The sequence below is a fragment of the Acidovorax sp. DW039 genome (assembly GCF_037101375.1).
Lineage (GTDB): Bacteria > Pseudomonadota > Gammaproteobacteria > Burkholderiales > Burkholderiaceae_C > Acidovorax.
This window is the reverse complement of the sequence record NZ_AP029020.1, coordinates 126,013-141,903: the sequence shown is the minus strand read 5'-3', so window position 1 is coordinate 141,903 and position 15,891 is coordinate 126,013. Positions and strand designations below refer to the sequence as shown.

The 15,891-nt window shown below is 59.6% G+C and carries 16 protein-coding genes and 1 pseudogene; 4 read left to right on the top strand and 13 right to left on the bottom strand.

Features of this window, described 5'->3' with window-relative positions; genetic code table 11:
• Window positions 1-143 precede the first annotated feature (143 nt).
• Window positions 144-1,655: a subtype B tannase gene (locus AACH87_RS22350; protein ID WP_338799320.1), complete on the bottom strand. Its 1,512-nt coding sequence runs from the start codon at window positions 1,653-1,655 to the stop codon at window positions 144-146.
• Window positions 1,656-1,882: 227 nt separating this feature from the next.
• Window positions 1,883-2,308, bottom strand: a complete 426-nt coding sequence (locus AACH87_RS22345) for a PadR family transcriptional regulator (protein ID WP_338799319.1) — start codon at window positions 2,306-2,308, stop codon at window positions 1,883-1,885.
• Window positions 2,309-2,780: 472 nt separating this feature from the next.
• Between AACH87_RS22345 and AACH87_RS22340 the strand changes: the two genes are divergently transcribed.
• The gene (locus AACH87_RS22340; protein WP_338799359.1) at window positions 2,781-3,299 is read left to right on the top strand and encodes an SRPBCC domain-containing protein; all 519 of its coding nucleotides are present in this window, start codon (window positions 2,781-2,783) and stop codon (window positions 3,297-3,299) included.
• Window positions 3,296-4,186, top strand: a complete 891-nt coding sequence (locus AACH87_RS22335) for an NAD(P)-dependent oxidoreductase (RefSeq protein ID WP_338799318.1) — start codon at window positions 3,296-3,298, stop codon at window positions 4,184-4,186. Before AACH87_RS22340 ends, AACH87_RS22335 begins: the two co-directional genes overlap by 4 nt.
• Before the next feature lie 2 nt (window positions 4,187-4,188).
• On the opposite strand, the gene AACH87_RS22330 is transcribed toward AACH87_RS22335, so the two are convergent.
• Together AACH87_RS22330 and AACH87_RS22325 are read right to left on the bottom strand one after the other, a co-directional pair.
• Complete coding sequence (locus AACH87_RS22330) at window positions 4,189-5,106, bottom strand: LysR family transcriptional regulator (RefSeq protein WP_338799316.1); 918 nt, start codon at window positions 5,104-5,106, stop codon at window positions 4,189-4,191.
• 2 nt (window positions 5,107-5,108) lie between these two features.
• Window positions 5,109-5,474: a MarR family winged helix-turn-helix transcriptional regulator gene (locus AACH87_RS22325; protein WP_338799315.1), complete on the bottom strand. Its 366-nt coding sequence runs from the start codon at window positions 5,472-5,474 to the stop codon at window positions 5,109-5,111.
• Window positions 5,475-5,652: 178 nt separating this feature from the next.
• Here AACH87_RS22325 and AACH87_RS22320 point away from each other — a divergent pair, with 178 nt between their 5' ends.
• Complete coding sequence (locus tag AACH87_RS22320; RefSeq protein WP_338799314.1) at window positions 5,653-6,198, top strand: thioesterase family protein; 546 nt, start codon at window positions 5,653-5,655, stop codon at window positions 6,196-6,198.
• 56 nt (window positions 6,199-6,254) lie between these two features.
• Here AACH87_RS22320 and AACH87_RS22315 read toward each other — a convergent pair.
• Window positions 6,255-7,480, bottom strand: a pseudogene (locus AACH87_RS22315) (transposase).
• A 235-nt stretch (window positions 7,481-7,715) separates the two neighbouring features.
• Between AACH87_RS22315 and AACH87_RS22310 the strand changes: the two are divergent.
• Window positions 7,716-8,476 (top strand): IS5 family transposase gene (locus AACH87_RS22310; RefSeq protein WP_338799313.1). Its coding sequence is split into 2 segments (ribosomal slippage): window positions 7,716-8,054 and window positions 8,057-8,476, totalling 759 coding nucleotides; the frame shifts between segments, so codons are not numbered across the junction.
• A 46-nt stretch (window positions 8,477-8,522) separates the two neighbouring features.
• On the opposite strand, the gene AACH87_RS22305 is transcribed toward AACH87_RS22310, so the two are convergent.
• From AACH87_RS22305 to AACH87_RS22270, 8 genes are read right to left on the bottom strand one after another with little or no spacing between them, the layout of a single operon-like run.
• The gene (locus tag AACH87_RS22305) at window positions 8,523-9,512 is read right to left on the bottom strand and encodes a tripartite tricarboxylate transporter substrate binding protein (RefSeq protein ID WP_338799312.1); all 990 of its coding nucleotides are present in this window, start codon (window positions 9,510-9,512) and stop codon (window positions 8,523-8,525) included.
• Window positions 9,513-9,571: 59 nt separating this feature from the next.
• Window positions 9,572-9,850, bottom strand: coding sequence for a muconolactone Delta-isomerase (catC, locus tag AACH87_RS22300; protein WP_338799311.1), 279 nt, complete (start codon window positions 9,848-9,850; stop codon window positions 9,572-9,574).
• 54 nt (window positions 9,851-9,904) lie between these two features.
• Window positions 9,905-10,714, bottom strand: a complete 810-nt coding sequence (gene pcaD, locus AACH87_RS22295) for a 3-oxoadipate enol-lactonase (protein ID WP_338799310.1) — start codon at window positions 10,712-10,714, stop codon at window positions 9,905-9,907.
• Between the two features lie 39 nt (window positions 10,715-10,753).
• Complete coding sequence (locus AACH87_RS22290) at window positions 10,754-12,133, bottom strand: aromatic acid/H+ symport family MFS transporter (RefSeq protein WP_338799309.1); 1,380 nt, start codon at window positions 12,131-12,133, stop codon at window positions 10,754-10,756.
• Between the two features lie 59 nt (window positions 12,134-12,192).
• Window positions 12,193-12,969 (bottom strand): 1,6-dihydroxycyclohexa-2,4-diene-1-carboxylate dehydrogenase, encoded by a 777-nt coding sequence (locus AACH87_RS22285; protein ID WP_338799308.1) that lies wholly within the window; start codon window positions 12,967-12,969, stop codon window positions 12,193-12,195.
• 14 nt (window positions 12,970-12,983) lie between these two features.
• A complete protein-coding gene (benC, locus tag AACH87_RS22280) occupies window positions 12,984-14,018 on the bottom strand; it encodes a benzoate 1,2-dioxygenase electron transfer component BenC (RefSeq protein WP_338799307.1) in 1,035 nt (344 codons plus the stop codon).
• Window positions 14,019-14,035: 17 nt separating this feature from the next.
• The gene (benB, locus tag AACH87_RS22275) at window positions 14,036-14,524 is read right to left on the bottom strand and encodes a benzoate 1,2-dioxygenase small subunit (RefSeq protein WP_338799305.1); all 489 of its coding nucleotides are present in this window, start codon (window positions 14,522-14,524) and stop codon (window positions 14,036-14,038) included.
• Window positions 14,521-15,885 (bottom strand): Rieske 2Fe-2S domain-containing protein, encoded by a 1,365-nt coding sequence (locus AACH87_RS22270; RefSeq protein ID WP_338799303.1) that lies wholly within the window; start codon window positions 15,883-15,885, stop codon window positions 14,521-14,523. Before AACH87_RS22270 ends, benB begins: the two co-directional genes overlap by 4 nt.
• Window positions 15,886-15,891 lie beyond the last annotated feature (6 nt).

Genomic DNA, 15,891 nt, shown 5'->3' with positions numbered 1-15,891 from the left:
ACTAGCTGATGCAGCGTGGCTGTTTGAGCACAGCGCTACCGCCAGACAGGCCATGGAGAGCCATTTCGTTAATTCAGATACAGACGCCAATGTGGCACGGTGCAGAAGTCGATTGGGTGATCGCATCGTGATGGAAATATGTTTTATGCGGAATCGCGAACGGCCGCCTCGGCCCAGTTAAACAGGGAGTCCAACTCATAGTCGCCACTGTGAGGCCGCCCCCAGGGCAGAGCCAGATCAACGGCGGCGCCACGCTGCCGGGCAGCCGCCGCCAGCAGGGTGGGTACCGCCAACGATGTATCGCGGTCCACGCTGCCATGGCGGATTCGCCAGTGCGAGGAGACTTTGGAGCTAGCATCCAGCAGCTGCTGCATCGCGTCCATGGACTTCACCGTGAAGGCATCAGCCAGGGTGGCACCCGTCACGGTCGAGTGACGCAAAGAGAACGCAGTGAAGTGGCGCTTGTCGATGCGGGCGTCACCAAAGAGTTGGTTCTCGCCTGTCTCCAACGAGAATCCGTCGAATGCTGGCTGTGCCTTCATGCGGCCCACAGCCCGAGCGTAAGCGCTGAAGTCCACCGACTGCACACGGTCACCCTGAACGCGCAACCAAGCGACGTCAGACAGGTTTCGCCCTTCACTCAAGGCCTGCTGAGCGGAGGACTGTAGCAACGCAGCAATGTGGTCACGCAGGTGACCCCGACCATTAGGCTCCAACGTTAGAGGGGTGCCGTCCGGCGCCTTCAGGCCCAGTGTGTTGACATAGGCTACAAAGGCACGACGCATCTCTGCGGATAGAGCCACCTGGTCTTCATTTAGTTGTCCAATAACCTCTTTTCGCTGGACCCGGAAATCCAGCATGGAGATGGCGATGTTGCGGAACTCTCGTTGACCTTCAAACTGCCACTCATAGGCATCATCCGCATGAGCCAAGTTGGTAATGGGACAGAAGGCAGAGACAGCAAATATGTCATCCGAGGCTGACGCCGCGCCGAGTACACGCAGATCAGCCTCATAGTCCGGGTGGTTGCCACTAGCACCTAAAAGAGCAGACAGCGCGCCACCAGCGCTGGTGCCATTGGAGATAATTCGATCCACATTGCCAGGCAAACGGTCTGCATTGTGGCGCAGCCAGCGCACTGCGGCCTTCAGGTCCACGATGGCGGCGGGTGCCTTGCCTGTCCAACTTCCATCGACCGCCTGCAGGGTGCGGCCTCGTGCACCTGGAGATGCGACCACGAACCCACGTGCCAAGGCCACGGCACTGGCGCTTGGTGTATCAGCTTGGCCAGGCGGCCCAGGCATGCGATTGACCAGAGTTCCCGGCTTGGCAGGCATATAGCCTCCCACCCCATTGGGTAGGAAGATCGGCGCGGTGCGCGCATTGAAGCCGCCAACGCTGCCACCTTGAAAGTAGGCCTCAGGGATATACAAATTAAGCGCCTGGTAGGCAGGCTCGACCGCCTTAGCCACAGTCGGCAACCCCTCGAAGGCTCTGACCCGAATGATTTTCCCGCCAACGCTGACATCCTGCGTGATGTAACGCGTCAAATCCGGACGCAAAGCATCATCAGGGGCACTGCCAGCCAGCGCTGAGCCTGCCGCGCTGGCGGCCACACCAGTCAGCAGCGTAAGGTTGAAATCGCGACGGTTCATGGGGCGTTCTCCTGCGCGATAGAACTTTGCTTAAGTTTTTGCATGAATGCCTTGAAATGAAAATCAAGATCGGTAAGGAGCGGGTGCGCGTAGTGTTGCAACTTCGCCTGGCTGAGCGTTCCAGACCAGCCGAAAGAGAATTCGCGTCTGCCCGCGGCAAGCTATCGCACCAGCAAGTCTGCTTGAAGGTGGCACCAGGGTGATGCGGTAACCATAGTGTTCAATGATCAGATATCCAGCTGCTGTATAGCCAATGCAGTTGCGTCAATGGCAGTTGCGATGCGCCTGGCGAGTTCAGCATTGATGCCTCCCTCTCCCAATCGTTGATGCAAGACTGCTTTGAGATTACCCATAGCTCGCTCAACATCAGGCGAGCGACGGGCCTCCATGTACGCCTTACCCATTTGCAGCTGCTCCTTTAGATCCATTAATTCGGAGCCTTGCTGCTCCAGCTGCGCCAGGCCAGCAGACGTGATCGTGTATTGCTTGCGACCGCCTTCACCGTCATGTACGGTGGCCCAACCCATGTCCACCAGATATGTCAGTGTCGGATAGATCACGCCAGGGCTAGGGCTGTAATCCCCCCCCACTAACACCTCGATGTGTTTAATCAGTTCATAGCCATAGCTGGGGCGTTCGGCTAGGAGGCTCAAGGCGATGAGCTTGAGAGCCCCGTGCCCAAACATGCGAGGGCCCCGTCGCGCACCGCCACCGCCACCACCTCCATGACGGCCAAAGCCCCCAACCGAGCGATGACTTCTGTCTCCTGGCAGACCATTAGCCATGCCCCTCAGTGTTTGGCGTTGACCCAGGCCAGTGAACATGGCACCGCTGTTACGGCCAGATAAGCCAAGGGAAAAATGCCTGCTCAGAATCATCGTGAAATAGAGATAGTTGAGATACATCTACGATATATCGCAACAACACCAATGTCCAAGAATCGGGCGTAGCTTTGCAGTACTTCACCTTCTGCAACACGCTCGAAACATCGGAGGCCCACGACATGAAATCATTTTGATTGATACAGGCAATCAAAAATCATGAGTTCACTTATTTCTTTGCCATCTGCAACATAGAGGCTTGGCATTTGCCATTACCTACTTTTTGACTGCAAAGGCACTGAAAATGAGCGACATCCTCTGGCCTGCTGGCTATGTACCCGGTTTCACAGACAACTACTGCTCCAACGAGGTGATCGTCACCGGTCTCACCGTAGATGAAGTTTGGCCCTTCCTGAACATCCCCAGCCGCTGGCCGACCTACTACGCCAACTCTGCGGACATTCGTTTCTATGACGGAAAGGGGCCGGAGTTGACACAGGGTGTTCGTTTCTACTTCTCCACCTTCGGCTTCCCCGTAGAAGCACAAGTGGTAGAGCATGTTCCACCGGTCAAAGGTCAGCCTGCCCGCGTTGCTTGGCATGGCTGGGCTGGAGAGGAAGGTACAGATGACCGACTCGATGTGCACCACGCTTGGCTGATCGAGGAACTCTCCGCTGGACGCCTGCGAATCTTGACCCAGGAGACACAGTGCGGAAAACCTGCTCAGGACCTCGCCAAGGCTCAACCGAATCCGATGATCAATGGTCATCAGGACTGGTTGAATGGTCTGGTTCAGGCTGCGCGGCAGGCGAAGCAATCATGATTCAGCGAGTTACCCTACTTGGTCTTGGAGCAATGGGTAGCCGTATGGCTCAACGCTTGCTTCAAGCGGGATACACGGTGACGGTTTGGAACCGCAGTCCAGCAGCGGCCGAGGCGTTGGTTGCTTTAGGAGCGCGACAGGCTCTCACACCACGTGAAGCTGCCGATGGGGCGGACGCTGTCATTGCGATGGTACGAGATGATCAAGCATCCCTCTACGCATGGTGTGACAAGGACCATGGGGCGTTGTTAAGCATGGTACCGGGGACCATTGCCATTGACAGTTCAACGCTATCTCTGCCAACGGTTCGTCAATTGGCGAATGCCTGCGCCGCTGGAGGCGTACCTTTCTTGGATGCGCCTGTATCGGGTTCTAGACCAGCCGCTGAGGCAGGTCAGCTGGTCTACTTAGTAGGAGGCGATGAAGCTACGTTTGCGCGTGCTGAACCTCTGCTCAAAACCATGGGGGCAGCTGCCTGTCACGTCGGCCCAGTAGGCCACGGGGCTCTCGCCAAGCTGGTGACAAATACCTTACTCGGGGTACATGTTACGGCACTAGCAGAACTGATAGGCATGCTGCGTGCTCAGGGCGCGGAGCCAGAAGCCGTATTGCAAGCAGTAGCAGCAACTCCTGTCTGGGCACCAGTGGACTATTACTTATCTGGCTCCATGCTCCGCGCTGAGTTCAGTCCTCAGTTCCCTATCGAACTGATGGCGAAGGACTTTGACTATGTAGTCAACGCCGCTGGAGGTATTGATCGACTACCCACGGCAGCAGCAGCTCGTGAGGTCTTCAAGTTAGCTATCCACGCCGGAATGGGGCAAGACAACATGACCGCTGCTGCAAGGCTGTACGAGAATGTCCCCCAACAAAGTGCGTCGGCGTAGCCTCAGATGCCGGACTGAGGGGTAGGCAGGCTACAGGTGCGTATCAGGAGGTCACGCACCCAGCGCTGACGCAGGTCGGCGTGGGTGCGTGCATGCCAAGCCAACACCTTGGTAAAGCCCGCAACATCAAGGGGAGGGACACGGACCGTCAGCCCCGTGACACCCACCAGTAAGCGCTCTGGGACGAGCGCAGCCAGATTGGTACTGCGGACCAGATCCAGCAGCATGCCAAAGCTGGGTACGGACACCTTGACTTGCCGCTGCAGTCCAAGCCGGGCCAGCGCATCATCGGTTGGCCCAGAAAAGCCGCCCCCTTGCAGCGAGACAATCCCGTGGTCCAACTCGCAAAAGGTGTCGAGCGTCAGGGCATCCTGCGCGGCCGCTGGGTGGCCCTCACGCAGCACACAAACATAGCGTTCATCAAACAGCGGGCGGACATGCACATCGGGTGGCGCCATCTGAGGCGTGATCAGGGCCAGGTCTAGCTCACCGCGCTCCATGCGATCCAGCAACTCTGGTCCATGCGCTTGAATCACGGCTACACGTACATTGGGAGCAAGCGGGCGAAGCTCCGCGATAAAGGGCATGACCACAGCCCGCAGTGCATAGTCGGTAGCCGACACCGTTACGGTGAACTTGGCAGTCCCTGGATCAAAAGCCTGTGGTTGCAGTACCGCCTCTATATCCGCCAGGATGCGCTTAATGGGAGCAGAAAGCGCCAGCGCCCGTTCAGTGGGCGTGATCCCCCGCTGGGTACGCACAAACAGAGGATCGCCCAAGGCTTCGCGCAGGCGATTCAGGGTCGCACTGACGGCCGGTTGCGTCACCGCCAACCGCTCCGCCGCTCGGGTCACATTACGCTCATCCATCAGTGCGTCAAACGCCTTGAGCAGATTTAGGTCAAGCTGGCGCAATTGCATGGTCAATGTTTTTCCTTAGGAACGCCAAGAGCAGCTTCAAGCCTCACGCAAACGTTTGTCATGGACCGTGCTATGAGCAAAAGCTCGGAGTGCGCTAAATCCTTTGCCATCAAGGTGACCACCTCGGCTTGGATGTGCGCAGTTCGCGCAGCCATCTCTGAGCCAGCAGCAGTGAGTGTCAGACGCTTAACCCTTCCGTCTGACATGTCGGCGTGCCGACCAATCCAACCTTTTGCCGCCATATCGTTGAGCAACGCGCTCACGTGACTTTTGGCTGTGAAGCAGCGTGCTGCCAGGGCCTGCTGATTAATGCCCGGCTGACGCTGCAGATTGATAAGAATTTCATGCTCGGATGTCTTGACCCCCACCTCAGCGAGTCGAGTGCCAAATAGTTCACTGCAAAGATGGTACGCACGGACCACCGAAAGCCAACTGCGTATTGCGGCATCGTCAGGAAATGTGGATGAGTGTGCTGATGGCATTTTCCTGTAGATCGTTCGGAAATGAACTAAATTCCTCGTCTTCAACTATCCTCAAGAATCACTGATGAATCTATGGCTTCGTTTAATCTGGGCAGTACTGCGCGCTTGGCGCTTACCCACTATTCAACCGGGCGCACTGATTGAGCGCAACCTGCGTGTCTGGCCAGGTGATCTAGACATCAATGGTCACATGAACAATGGCCGCTACCTGACCATTATCGACTTGATGCTAGTGGAGTATTTTGTCCGCAGCGGTTTCGCCCAAGTTATGCTGAAAGCAGGCTGGCGTCCAATGAGCGGAGGGGCGGTGATCACCTACCGCAAGAGCCTTCAGCCGGGTCAACTCTATCGCCTGCGCTTTTCGCTTGCAGCAGCTAATGAAAACTGGAACTTCATGCGCTTTGAGTTTCTCCGCAAAGACGGCACCCTTTGCGCAGCTGGTTACATGAAAGGCGCGGCCGTCGGACGCAAAGGCCTGGTTCCAAACATTGAAAGCTACAACCGACTCGGCATTCAATTCGAAATGACGCCGCTACCATTTGCGGTGCAGAGTTGGCTAGCAGCGGAGCAAGCAATTATTCTAGAGAGTGGGCAAGTGGGGCGTGAATGAGCCAACACTGCGCAAGGTCGAACAGCACTTCGCACAACACCTAAGAGCCATGCCTTTCAACGTCTTTGAGCGACAGCCTTGAGAACGCGGTCAGTAGAGACGTGTGATCTGGCGACGTGCGCGTCCACATAGCCTTTGGGCACAGAGGACCTGGGGGCACGCTTGCTGGAGGCCAACTGTTTGGGGCTGAGCCGACAGGCCAGCAGCAGCAAGCGCTGCAGCATTTTGCCAGGATCGTCATCGGCACGCGGCAGGTGCTCGGCTGGCAGCGTGAGCATCATGGCCTCGTAGGTGCTGGCAATCTCCACTGTCAGGTGATAGGTGGATACATCCAGTGCGGGGTGCGTTGCGCAGTGCGCCCGCTGTGTCACTTCCTTGAGCAAGGCCAGCACGTTGTAGGCCAGCACGGCCACCGCAAAGCCCAGCAGCGCAGCCCTGGGGTGGCCCAGCGTCTTGACTTCGCTGTGCAGCACCGATTCGAGCCTCCCGAGCATGCCTTCGATACGCCAGCGCCTGCGGTACAACTGTGCGATGGTGGCTGCATCAATGTGCTCGGGCAGGTTGCTCCACAAGGCGATGGTACTGTCACCTGCCTCGGTGGGGGCGTCCAGCTCGATCTCGATGCGCCGCCACCCTGGCGCTGTCGCACCTTCCTCTGTTGTCGGTTCGATGGACTGCTGGCGTACCCGGCCTGTAGGGATGGCGCTGTATTCCCCCCAGGAGCCGGTGGCCCGCAGCCTGGGGTGGTTGGTGTGTTCGCGCACGATGCAGGCGGCTGTGCGCTGCTGCAGCCCGCACAGCAGTGGCTGCGTACAGAAATGCCTGTCTCCTATCCAGACTTGAGCCGCCTGCGCACTCTCGATGAGTTGTGCCGCACCGATGCGCTCGCTTTGATAGGCATCCTCACACGCCACGATGTCGCACACCAGCGCGCTGTCCGGGTCATAGACCACCAGCGCGTGGCCCGGCAAGGCCGCACCGCGAAAGCAGCGCAGCGGCCCCAGGCGCTTGTCGCTGGCTGGCAGCACAGGCCCGCGCTAACCGGCGCCAGGCGCTGTGCGCTGCCCCGCACCAATACGCGCAGCAAAGCAGGCTCTGTGCGTTTGACCTTGGCGTACAGCGCCGCCAGCGATACCGGCAAGCGATCGGCCATCTTGCGCGCTGCCGCATGCAGCGAGGGCCTCAGCCCCAGCGTGACCAGCGTCATCAACTCCACCACGCTGGAGAACAGCAGATCACGCGGGTATTGACGTTGCCGGTGCTGCTCAAATACCTCGTCTATTCACTGCGCTGGCAGTGCTCGATCCAACACCAGGCGCGTCATCACTGCTGCCGGTGCTTGCTGCTCATACTTCTCAACAACAATCTGCCAGATGATCTGTCTCCCTGTTTCCATAGGCTCTGCGAGCTTACGGGAACGCAGGGGCCAAAGACGTTGAAAGGCATGGCTCTTAGGGTGTGTCATCAATCAATCCCCCTGCAGTTGAAAGTTGCAGCCCCAGCGCCAAGTAGGTGCGATGAGTAAAAGATATGCCCTCAGTGATGGGCAGTGGCAACGTATCAAAGACCTGCTACCGGGACAGGCAGGGCAGCCCGGAGCCACCGCAAAAGACAATCGACTGTTCGTGGATGCTATGCTGTACCGCTACCGTGCAGGTATTCCTTGGCGGGATCTGCCTGCCCGTTTCGGCGACTTTCGTGTCGTGCACACCCGTCACTCGCGCTGGAGCCGTGGGGGAGTTTGGAGACGTGTGTTCGAGGCCTTGGCGCAGGATGCGGACAACGAATACGCCATGATCGATGCCACCATCGTTCGGGCCCACCAGCACAGCGCAGGCGCAAAAGGGGGGATCCAGACAAACAGGCCCTGGGGCGCAGCAGAGGTGGCCTGAGCACCAAGATTCATGCCACGGTCGATGCGCTGGGCAACCCGACAGGCTTTCTTGTCACGCCAGGGCAGGCCCACGATCTGGAGGGAGCAGATGCCCTGCTAAAGGACACACTGGCGCAGACCGTCATTGCCGACAAGGCCTACGATGCCCAGGTCCGGCTCATTGAGCCGCTGCTGGCCAAGGGCAAGGCCGTAGCCATTCCTTCCCGGGTGACCAATAAACAGCCGCGCGAATATGACCGTGATCTCTACAAGGCTCGGCATCTGATCGAGGACTTCTTCGCACGCCTGAAGCAGTATCGGGCCATTGCCACGCGATACGACAAGACCGCCCGCAACTTCCTTGGGGCCATCCATCTCGCGGCATCCATGGTGTGGCTGGCCTGAAGGGTAGCAACACCAACGCACAAGCAGATCTGATTGATGACACGCCCTAGTCAGCCCGCACACCGCGTTGGCGTATCAGCCCATCCCAGCGTTCCAGTTCTTTCCCCAGATGGCTGGATAGCTCCTGAGGCGTTGATCCGATGGGCTCTGCGCCAATGCTTTCAAACTTGCGCAAGGTTTCCGGTTGCTGCATGGCCTCGTTCAACCCTTTGTTGAGGCGCGCAATCACATGGGCTGGCGTTCCGGCGCGCGCAAATACAGCAAACCATGGGGACACGTCGTAGCCTGTAATGCCTGCTTCAGCCATGGTCGGAACATCGGGAAGTGCGGCGGAGCGTCTGGTTGTCGTGACTGCCAGGGGACGCAGTTTGCCGGACTGGATATGTGGCCGCGCGGAGGTGATGCTGTCGAACATGAGATCTACTTGACCACCCAGCATATCGGTGACGGCAGGCGCGCTGCCCTTGTAAGGGATGTGTGTAATTTGTACCCCGGAGAGAGCCGAGAACATTTCTCCTGCCAGATGGATGGACGTTCCATTGCCCGCCGATGCGTAAGTCAATGTGCCTGGGGCTTTCTGTGCGCGCCCCACAAGTTCCTTGACAGAGCGGTCTGGTATCCGCGCCGGGTTGACGACCAGGACGTTAGGCACCACTGCCAACAAACTCACTGGTGCGAAGTCCTTGACCGGATCGTAACCCAGCCGAGGATAAAGCGCCTTGTTGGTGGCTATGCCAATGGAGGTAATCAGGATCGTATAGCCGTCTGCGGGTTGCTTGGCTGCGTAATCCGCGCCGATATTGCCACCCGCTCCCGGCTTGTTTTCGATGACCACGGGCTGACCCCAATCCCGGGATGCTCTTTCCCCCAGAGTACGTGCAATGACATCCATGGCCCCACCAGGTGGGAACGGAACCACCCACTTGATGGGGCGCGAAGGCCAGTTCTGATCTGTTTGCGCCATGGCGGGCAGGCTCGCAGCCAGCGCTGCAATGGCGAATGTGGTGATGGCGTTCAGTGCGCGGATGGCAGGCATGGCAAGACTCCAGGGGGTAGGGAACGCAGCCCCGGGGCTACTGTCAGTGCGCGTGCAGCTCAGCCAATTGCCGAAGGATGCTTGGCGAGCGGCGTCACGGTGATCTGCATGAAGGGGAACAGCGGCAGGCGACTGAGCAGGTCGTGCAGCTCGTCATTGCTGGCCACATCAAAAACGCTGTAGTTGGCGTATTCGCCCACCACGCGCCACAGATGCACCCATTTGCCGCTGCGCTGCAGTTCCTGTGCGTAGGCTTTCTCTTCAGCTTTGATACGTGCCGCCTCCTCAGAGGGCATCGTGTACGGAATGTTGACGATCATATGAACCAGATACAGCATGGCTTTCCTTATAAAGAGGTCGATAGATAGGCTGGCGTCCGCTGACCGGACCGGTCAGGCAGTTGCCGCTGCCAGAAAGTCCAGCAAGGCGCCGGTAAAAGCGTGAGGCGCCTCCAGGTTGGAGAGGTGCGATGCCGGCACTACGGCCAGTTGCGCTCCAGGGATGCAGGCTTGCATGCTTTGGGCCTCCGCCACCGTGGTTACAGGGTCGGCTGAACCGGCGAGCAGCAAGGTCGGCGCCGTGATGCGAGCGAGCTGGTCGCGCAAGTCTGAATGGCCCAGCGCGTCACAGCAAGCGGCGTATCCCTCAGGGGGGGTGGATGCAATCCAGGCTTGTGCGCGCTGAACAACTAGCGGCTGTCTTTGCGTGAAGCCGGGAGTAAACCACCGCGCAGGCGCTGATGCCGCCAGCGACTGCATGCTGTCGGTACCGTTGGCCCGTACCATGGAGGCGCGTTCCGCCCAGGCCGATGCGGATCCGATGCGCGCAGCGCTGTTGCACACCACCAAGGCTTGCAGTCGATGTCCCGCATGGATACCCAGCCACAGACCGGTATGGCCCCCCATGGAGATTCCGCAAAACGCTGCCTTTTGAATGCCCAAGGTATCCAGCACGGCCAGAGCGTCCATACCCAGCACATCGAAGCTGTAGGGACCGGGGGTGACCAGACTGTCTCCGTGTCCTCTGGTGTCGTATCGCACCACGCGCCAGTGTTGCGTCAGCGCAGCCACCTGGGGCTCCCACATTTCGAGCGTGGTCCCCAGCGAATTGCTCAACATCAGTGCGGGAGCGTGTTCTGGTCCCTCGATGGCAATGCGGAACATACCGCGGTCAGTGGCAAGGGAGGAGGTCTTGGCGGTCATATCAAGTCCGTGTAGAGCGTGGGTATCTGTGCGAGTCCCTCAGCGGGAAACCACCGGGCTTACCTGCAGTGGAGGCTTGGCAGTGGAAGCGGAATCGGACGCGACGGGGGTACCAGCAGAGTCGCGATAACGCCAGATGAAGATACCCATCGCCAGTGCTGCCACCAGGCCTGGCACTGCGAAGGCCAGAAAATTCAGCTGCAAAGGAAGTGCAGCAGCCATCAGCGAACCGCCCAGCAACGGCCCCACGATGGCTCCGGTACGGCCTACGCCTGAAGCCCAACCCAGACCGGTGGAGCGCATAGCCAATGGGTAGAACTGCGCCGTGTTGGCGTACAACAGGATCTGGGTTCCAATCGTGGTTGCACCCGCCACGGTGATGAGCAAATAGAGCACTGGCATGGGGCTGTTGTAGCCAAGCAGGGCAATCGCCACGGTACCTACCGCAAAAAACGACAGCACCACCTTGGGCAGGCTGAAGCGGTCCCCCAGCCAGCCTCCGGCAATCGCACCGGCCATACCTCCGAAGTTGAGCGCCAGCAAAAAGGACAGGCTGGAGCCCAGGCTGTAGCCCGCATTGGCCATGAGCTTGGGCAGCCACGAACCCAGTGCATACACCATCAGCAGGCAACAGAAGAATGCGATCCAGATCATGCATGTGCCTGCAGCGCGGCCCTCTTTCACCAGATCAAGCATTGGCACACCTGCGCCCTTGGCGTCCGATGCGATCAGCCTCGCGTTGACGGCGATGGGGGCCTCGGGGTTGACGCACCCCAGCAGGGTACGGGCTTGGCTCTGTCGCCCCTGCCGGATCAGAAAGCCCACTGATTCAGGCAGCTTCCACAGAATGACAGGCAACAGCAGCAAAGGCACCGCAGCGGCCCAGAACATCGCCTGCCAGCCAAAGCGCGGCAGTACATAGATGCCCAGACCTGCCGACAAAACGCCACCCAGCGAATAGCCGCTGAACATGAGCGCTACCAGCGTCCCCCGTGCGCGTTTGGGAGCATATTCATTCATCAGTGCCACCGCGTTGGGCATCAGGCCCCCGCAACCCAGGCCAGCGATGAACCTGAAGAAGCCGAATTCCGTAGGCGATGTGGCGAAACCGTTGAGAAAGGTAGCCAGGCTGAACATCACGAAGCAGATGGCAATGCCTTTTTTGCGTCCAATGCGGTCCGCCATGGGGCCAAAAATGAAGGCGCCAAACATCATGCCAAACAGCGCGTAGCTGCCCAAAGCGCCCGCCTGCACTGGAGTCAAACTCCACTCGGTCATGAGTGCTGGAAGCACTACGCCGTAGATGAACAAGTCATACCCATCGAAGATCAGCAGCAGGGCGCATAGCGCCACCACCATCCAGTGAAAGCGCGTAAAGCGTGCGTTGTCGATGATCGGGTTGATTTCTACCGTTGTCATGAATGTCTCCTGAAAGGATGGAGCAGCCGCACCTCTGGCGGGTGCGTGCTGCGGGTGGGTCAGCCCTGGTCGCCGCCGCCCACCGGAAGTACCGAGCCGGTGATGTAGGAGGCCTCGTCGGAAGCCAGGAACAGGATGGCGCTGGCCTGCTCATCCAGCGTGCCGTAGCGCTTCATCAGCGTGCTGCCCACCGTCTGGTCGACGATCTGCTGGTACCAGGCCTGATCTTTCTTGCTGGGCTTGGCGCTGTTGCGCGGAATGCGGCGGGGGGGCGCTTCGGTACCTCCAGGGGCCACGGCGTTGATGCGGATGCCCCGTTCGCCGTTCTCAAACGCAAGGCAGGCGGTGAGTGCGTTGACTCCACCCTTGGCGGCGCCATAGGGAACACGATTCACGCTGCGCGTGGCGATGGACGACACGTTGACGATGGCGCCCTTTTTCTTTTTGAGCATGTAAGGCAGCACTGCCCGGCAGCCCCACAGGGTGGGGAAAAGCGAGCGGCGCACCTCGGCCTCGACTTCGTGGGGCTCATAGTGCTCAAAGGGTTTGGTCCAGATGGTGCCTCCCACGTTGTTCACCAGCACGTCGATGCGTCGAAATGCGAGATAGGTTTCCTGCGCTGCCCGCTGCGCACCCTCGAAGGTCTCAAGGTCCGTTTCCACGGCAATCACTTTGGTGAGGGCGGACAGCCGCTCACGTAGCTCGTGTACCAAGGGGGATCGGTCCACCAGGGCCAGTATCGCGCCCTCTTCGGCGGCGCGTTCAGCCACGCGCTGGCCAATCCCTTGCGCAGCACCGGTGATCAGCATCACCTGGCCTTCAAATCGTTGTGGCATGTGGGGCTCCTTGGTCAAGCGGGCACAGGCTCTGCAGCCACGGCATTGGGGGTGAACTTTTCGTAGTGGAAGCTGGCAGGAGCAATGCCTGCAGCCTTGAAGTGGCGCTGCACGGCATCCACCATGGGTGGGGGCCCGCACAAGTACACATCCACATTGCCCGCGTGCAGAACTTTGGAAGGCATGTGCTCGGTCACATACCCGCGTTGCGGATGACTGGAGGCTGGGTCGGCCACACAGGTGGTGAACGTAAAACCCGGGATGCGGCGAGCGTAGTCTTCCAGCCGATCCACGAGCACCAGATCCTGGTCACGGGTCACGCCGTAGATCAGATGCAGGGGCTGCGCGCAGCCCTGCTGAGCCAGCGTTTCCAGCATGGACAGAAAGGGGGCCAGACCCGTGCCGCCCGCCAGCAACAGCAGGGGGCGCGTGACAGGGCGCAGGTAGAAGCTGCCAAGGGGGCCTGTCATTTCCAGCGGAGTACCCACATCAGCACTGGACAGCCAGCTGCTCATGAGCCCACCGGGCACATGCTTGATGAGAAAGGTCATGCGGTCTGCGCCGCTTGCCGAGCTGAACGAATACGAGCGGTGCTGGCCGCTGCCAGGCACGCCGATATTGGCGTACTGGCCTGGCAAGAACGCAGGCGCCCCGGCGAGCCCCTCCAGCACCAGCTCATAAGCCGCATCGTTCATGCCGGTCACGGCGGCCACGGAGCCGTTGAATTTGGCAGTCCCAGTCTTGCACGCGGTGGATGGCACCGGCACAGCCACCACGCAGTCCGAGCGCGGGATCATCTGGCAGGTGAGCACCAGGCCTTGTGCTGCCTCGTCGGCAGTCAAGGCCTCCTCGATGTAGTCGTCGCCCATGTCGTAGGTTCCGCTTTCGGCACGGCACTTGCAGGTGCCGCACACCCCGTCCGAGCAATCCATGGGCAGGTTGATGCGCTGGCGGAAGGCGGCGTCCAGCACCTTCTCTTGCGCACCACAGGTGATGAAACGGGTGACCCCGTCCTCGAAATTCAGGGCGATGTTGTAGCTGCTGCTCATCGTGGTCTCCTGCCCGCTCAGACGTGGTACACGTCAATGACCTGACGGATGTAGTCGTTCTTCAACACGATCTTCTTGCGCGTGATTCGGAAGTCGCCTGCGTGCCGCTGCAGTGTCACGAACATGGTGCCGAAGAAGGCATCGGTGGCCTTGTAGCGGTGGCTCAGGGTGTGGAAGTTGTAGCGAACATCCACGGCGTCGCCACGGTCCTGCAGCACTTCCACATTCAGCACCGAATGGGTGGTGCGCGGCTCGGGTGTCGAGGCCCCGGAACGTTCAGTCTTGATACGGAACACCCGGTCTTCCAGCCCATTGCGGTTAGGGTAGTAAATGAGCGATATCTGGCTGTGAGGGTCTTCCGTCAGGCGGTCGTCGTCGTCCCAAGCAGGCATCCAGTACTCCACTGACTCGCTGTACAGGTCCAGCCATTCGTCCCACGCGCGGTCGTCCAGCAGGCGCGCTTCGCGGTACAGAAAGGCGCAGAGGGCGTTGTAGTCGGCGGTCATGCGGCATCTCCTTGGCGCTCCTGGGTCACGGCCTTGCGCATCTCCTGCGCCCAGTACTCGTGCTGGCACACAAACAGTCCCTCGTCTTCGCTGCGTTCCCCACTGAGCAGCGGGTTCAGCCCCATCTTGCGGGCGTTCTCGTCGGGGCCCTTGATCCACAGCGGCGCTCCACGGCTCAGGTCGTTCCAAGGCGCGGCCTTTGCGGCATAGCCGTTCTGACAGGAGCGAAACTCTTCGAGGTCATCGGCTGTGCCCATGCCTGAGACGTTGAAGAAGTCCTCGTACTGGCGAATGCGGGTGGCGCGGTCTTCTGCGCTCTCACCCTTCACGCCAAAGCAGTAGATGGTGATTTCGGTCTTGTCCACGCTGATGGGGCGCGTCACGCGGATCTGTGTGGAAAACTGGTCCATCAGGTACACATTGGGGTACAGGCACAGGTTGCGTGTCTGCTTGACGATGAACTCGGCCTTGGTTTCACCCAGGCGCTCCTTGAGCTCGTCGCGGCGGTTGTAGACCGGGCGCACCTCGGGGTTCATGGTGTTGGTCCAAAGCAGGATGTGACCGTTTTCAAAGCCGTACACACCGCCCACGCTCTTGCTCCAGCCGTTGGCATCCACAGCCTTGGTTCCACCTTCCTTGCGGCGACCCATGGTGGCGGCATAGTTCCAGTGCACCGAGCTCACGTGGTAACCGTCGCAACCGTTTTCCATCTGCAGCTTCCAGTTGCCGTCGTAGATGTACGAAGAGTTGCCGCGCAACACTTCCAGCCCTTCGGGCGCCTGGTCCACGATCTGGTCGATGATGACCTTCGTCTCGCCCAGGTAATCCTGCAGGGGCTGCACATCGGCGCTCAGGCTGCCGAACAGGAAGCCCTTGTAGCTTTCAAAGCGCGCCACCTTCTTGAGGTCGTGCGAGCCTTCCTTGTTGAACTGCACGGGGTACTCGGTGGTTTTTTCGTCCTTGACCTTGAGCAGCTTGCCGGTGTTGTTGAAGGTCCAGCCGTGGAAGGGGCAGGTGAAGCTGCCCTTGTTGCCGTGCTTTTTGCGGCACAGCATGGCGCCACGGTGGGCGCAGGCATTGATCACCGCGTTGAGCTGCCCGTCCTTGCCACGCGTGATGACGATGGGCTGGCGGCCAATGTAGGTGGTGAAGTAATCGTTGATCTCGGGGATCTGGCTCTCATGCGCCAGATAGACCCAGTTGCCTTCGAAGATGTGCTTCATCTCCAGCTCGAAGAGTGCTGGGTCGGTAAAGATGTCCCGGCGGCAACGGAAGACGCCGTTTGCCTTGTCGTCCTGCAAAGCCCCTTCGATCAGGGCTTCAACATCAGAGCGCTCGGCGATGGCAGCGGTGGTGTTCATGGTGGA

Bases quoted from the DNA above. Each gene is read 5' to 3' on its own strand.
- AACH87_RS22350 (WP_338799320.1), bottom strand. From the start codon at position 1,655: ATGAACCGTCGCGATTTCAACCTTACGCTGCTGACTGGTGTGGCCGCC.
- AACH87_RS22340 (WP_338799359.1), top strand. From the start codon at position 2,781: ATGAGCGACATCCTCTGGCCTGCTGGCTATGTACCCGGTTTCACAGAC.
- AACH87_RS22335 (WP_338799318.1), top strand. From the start codon at position 3,296: ATGATTCAGCGAGTTACCCTACTTGGTCTTGGAGCAATGGGTAGCCGT.
- AACH87_RS22330 (WP_338799316.1), bottom strand. From the start codon at position 5,106: ATGCAATTGCGCCAGCTTGACCTAAATCTGCTCAAGGCGTTTGACGCA.
- AACH87_RS22320 (WP_338799314.1), top strand. From the start codon at position 5,653: ATGAATCTATGGCTTCGTTTAATCTGGGCAGTACTGCGCGCTTGGCGC.
- AACH87_RS22305 (WP_338799312.1), bottom strand. From the start codon at position 9,512: ATGCCTGCCATCCGCGCACTGAACGCCATCACCACATTCGCCATTGCA.
- catC (WP_338799311.1), bottom strand. From the start codon at position 9,850: ATGCTGTATCTGGTTCATATGATCGTCAACATTCCGTACACGATGCCC.
- pcaD (WP_338799310.1), bottom strand. From the start codon at position 10,714: ATGACCGCCAAGACCTCCTCCCTTGCCACTGACCGCGGTATGTTCCGC.
- AACH87_RS22290 (WP_338799309.1), bottom strand. From the start codon at position 12,133: ATGACAACGGTAGAAATCAACCCGATCATCGACAACGCACGCTTTACG.
- AACH87_RS22285 (WP_338799308.1), bottom strand. From the start codon at position 12,969: ATGCCACAACGATTTGAAGGCCAGGTGATGCTGATCACCGGTGCTGCG.
- benC (WP_338799307.1), bottom strand. From the start codon at position 14,018: ATGAGCAGCAGCTACAACATCGCCCTGAATTTCGAGGACGGGGTCACC.
- benB (WP_338799305.1), bottom strand. From the start codon at position 14,524: ATGACCGCCGACTACAACGCCCTCTGCGCCTTTCTGTACCGCGAAGCG.
- AACH87_RS22270 (WP_338799303.1), bottom strand. From the start codon at position 15,885: ATGAACACCACCGCTGCCATCGCCGAGCGCTCTGATGTTGAAGCCCTG.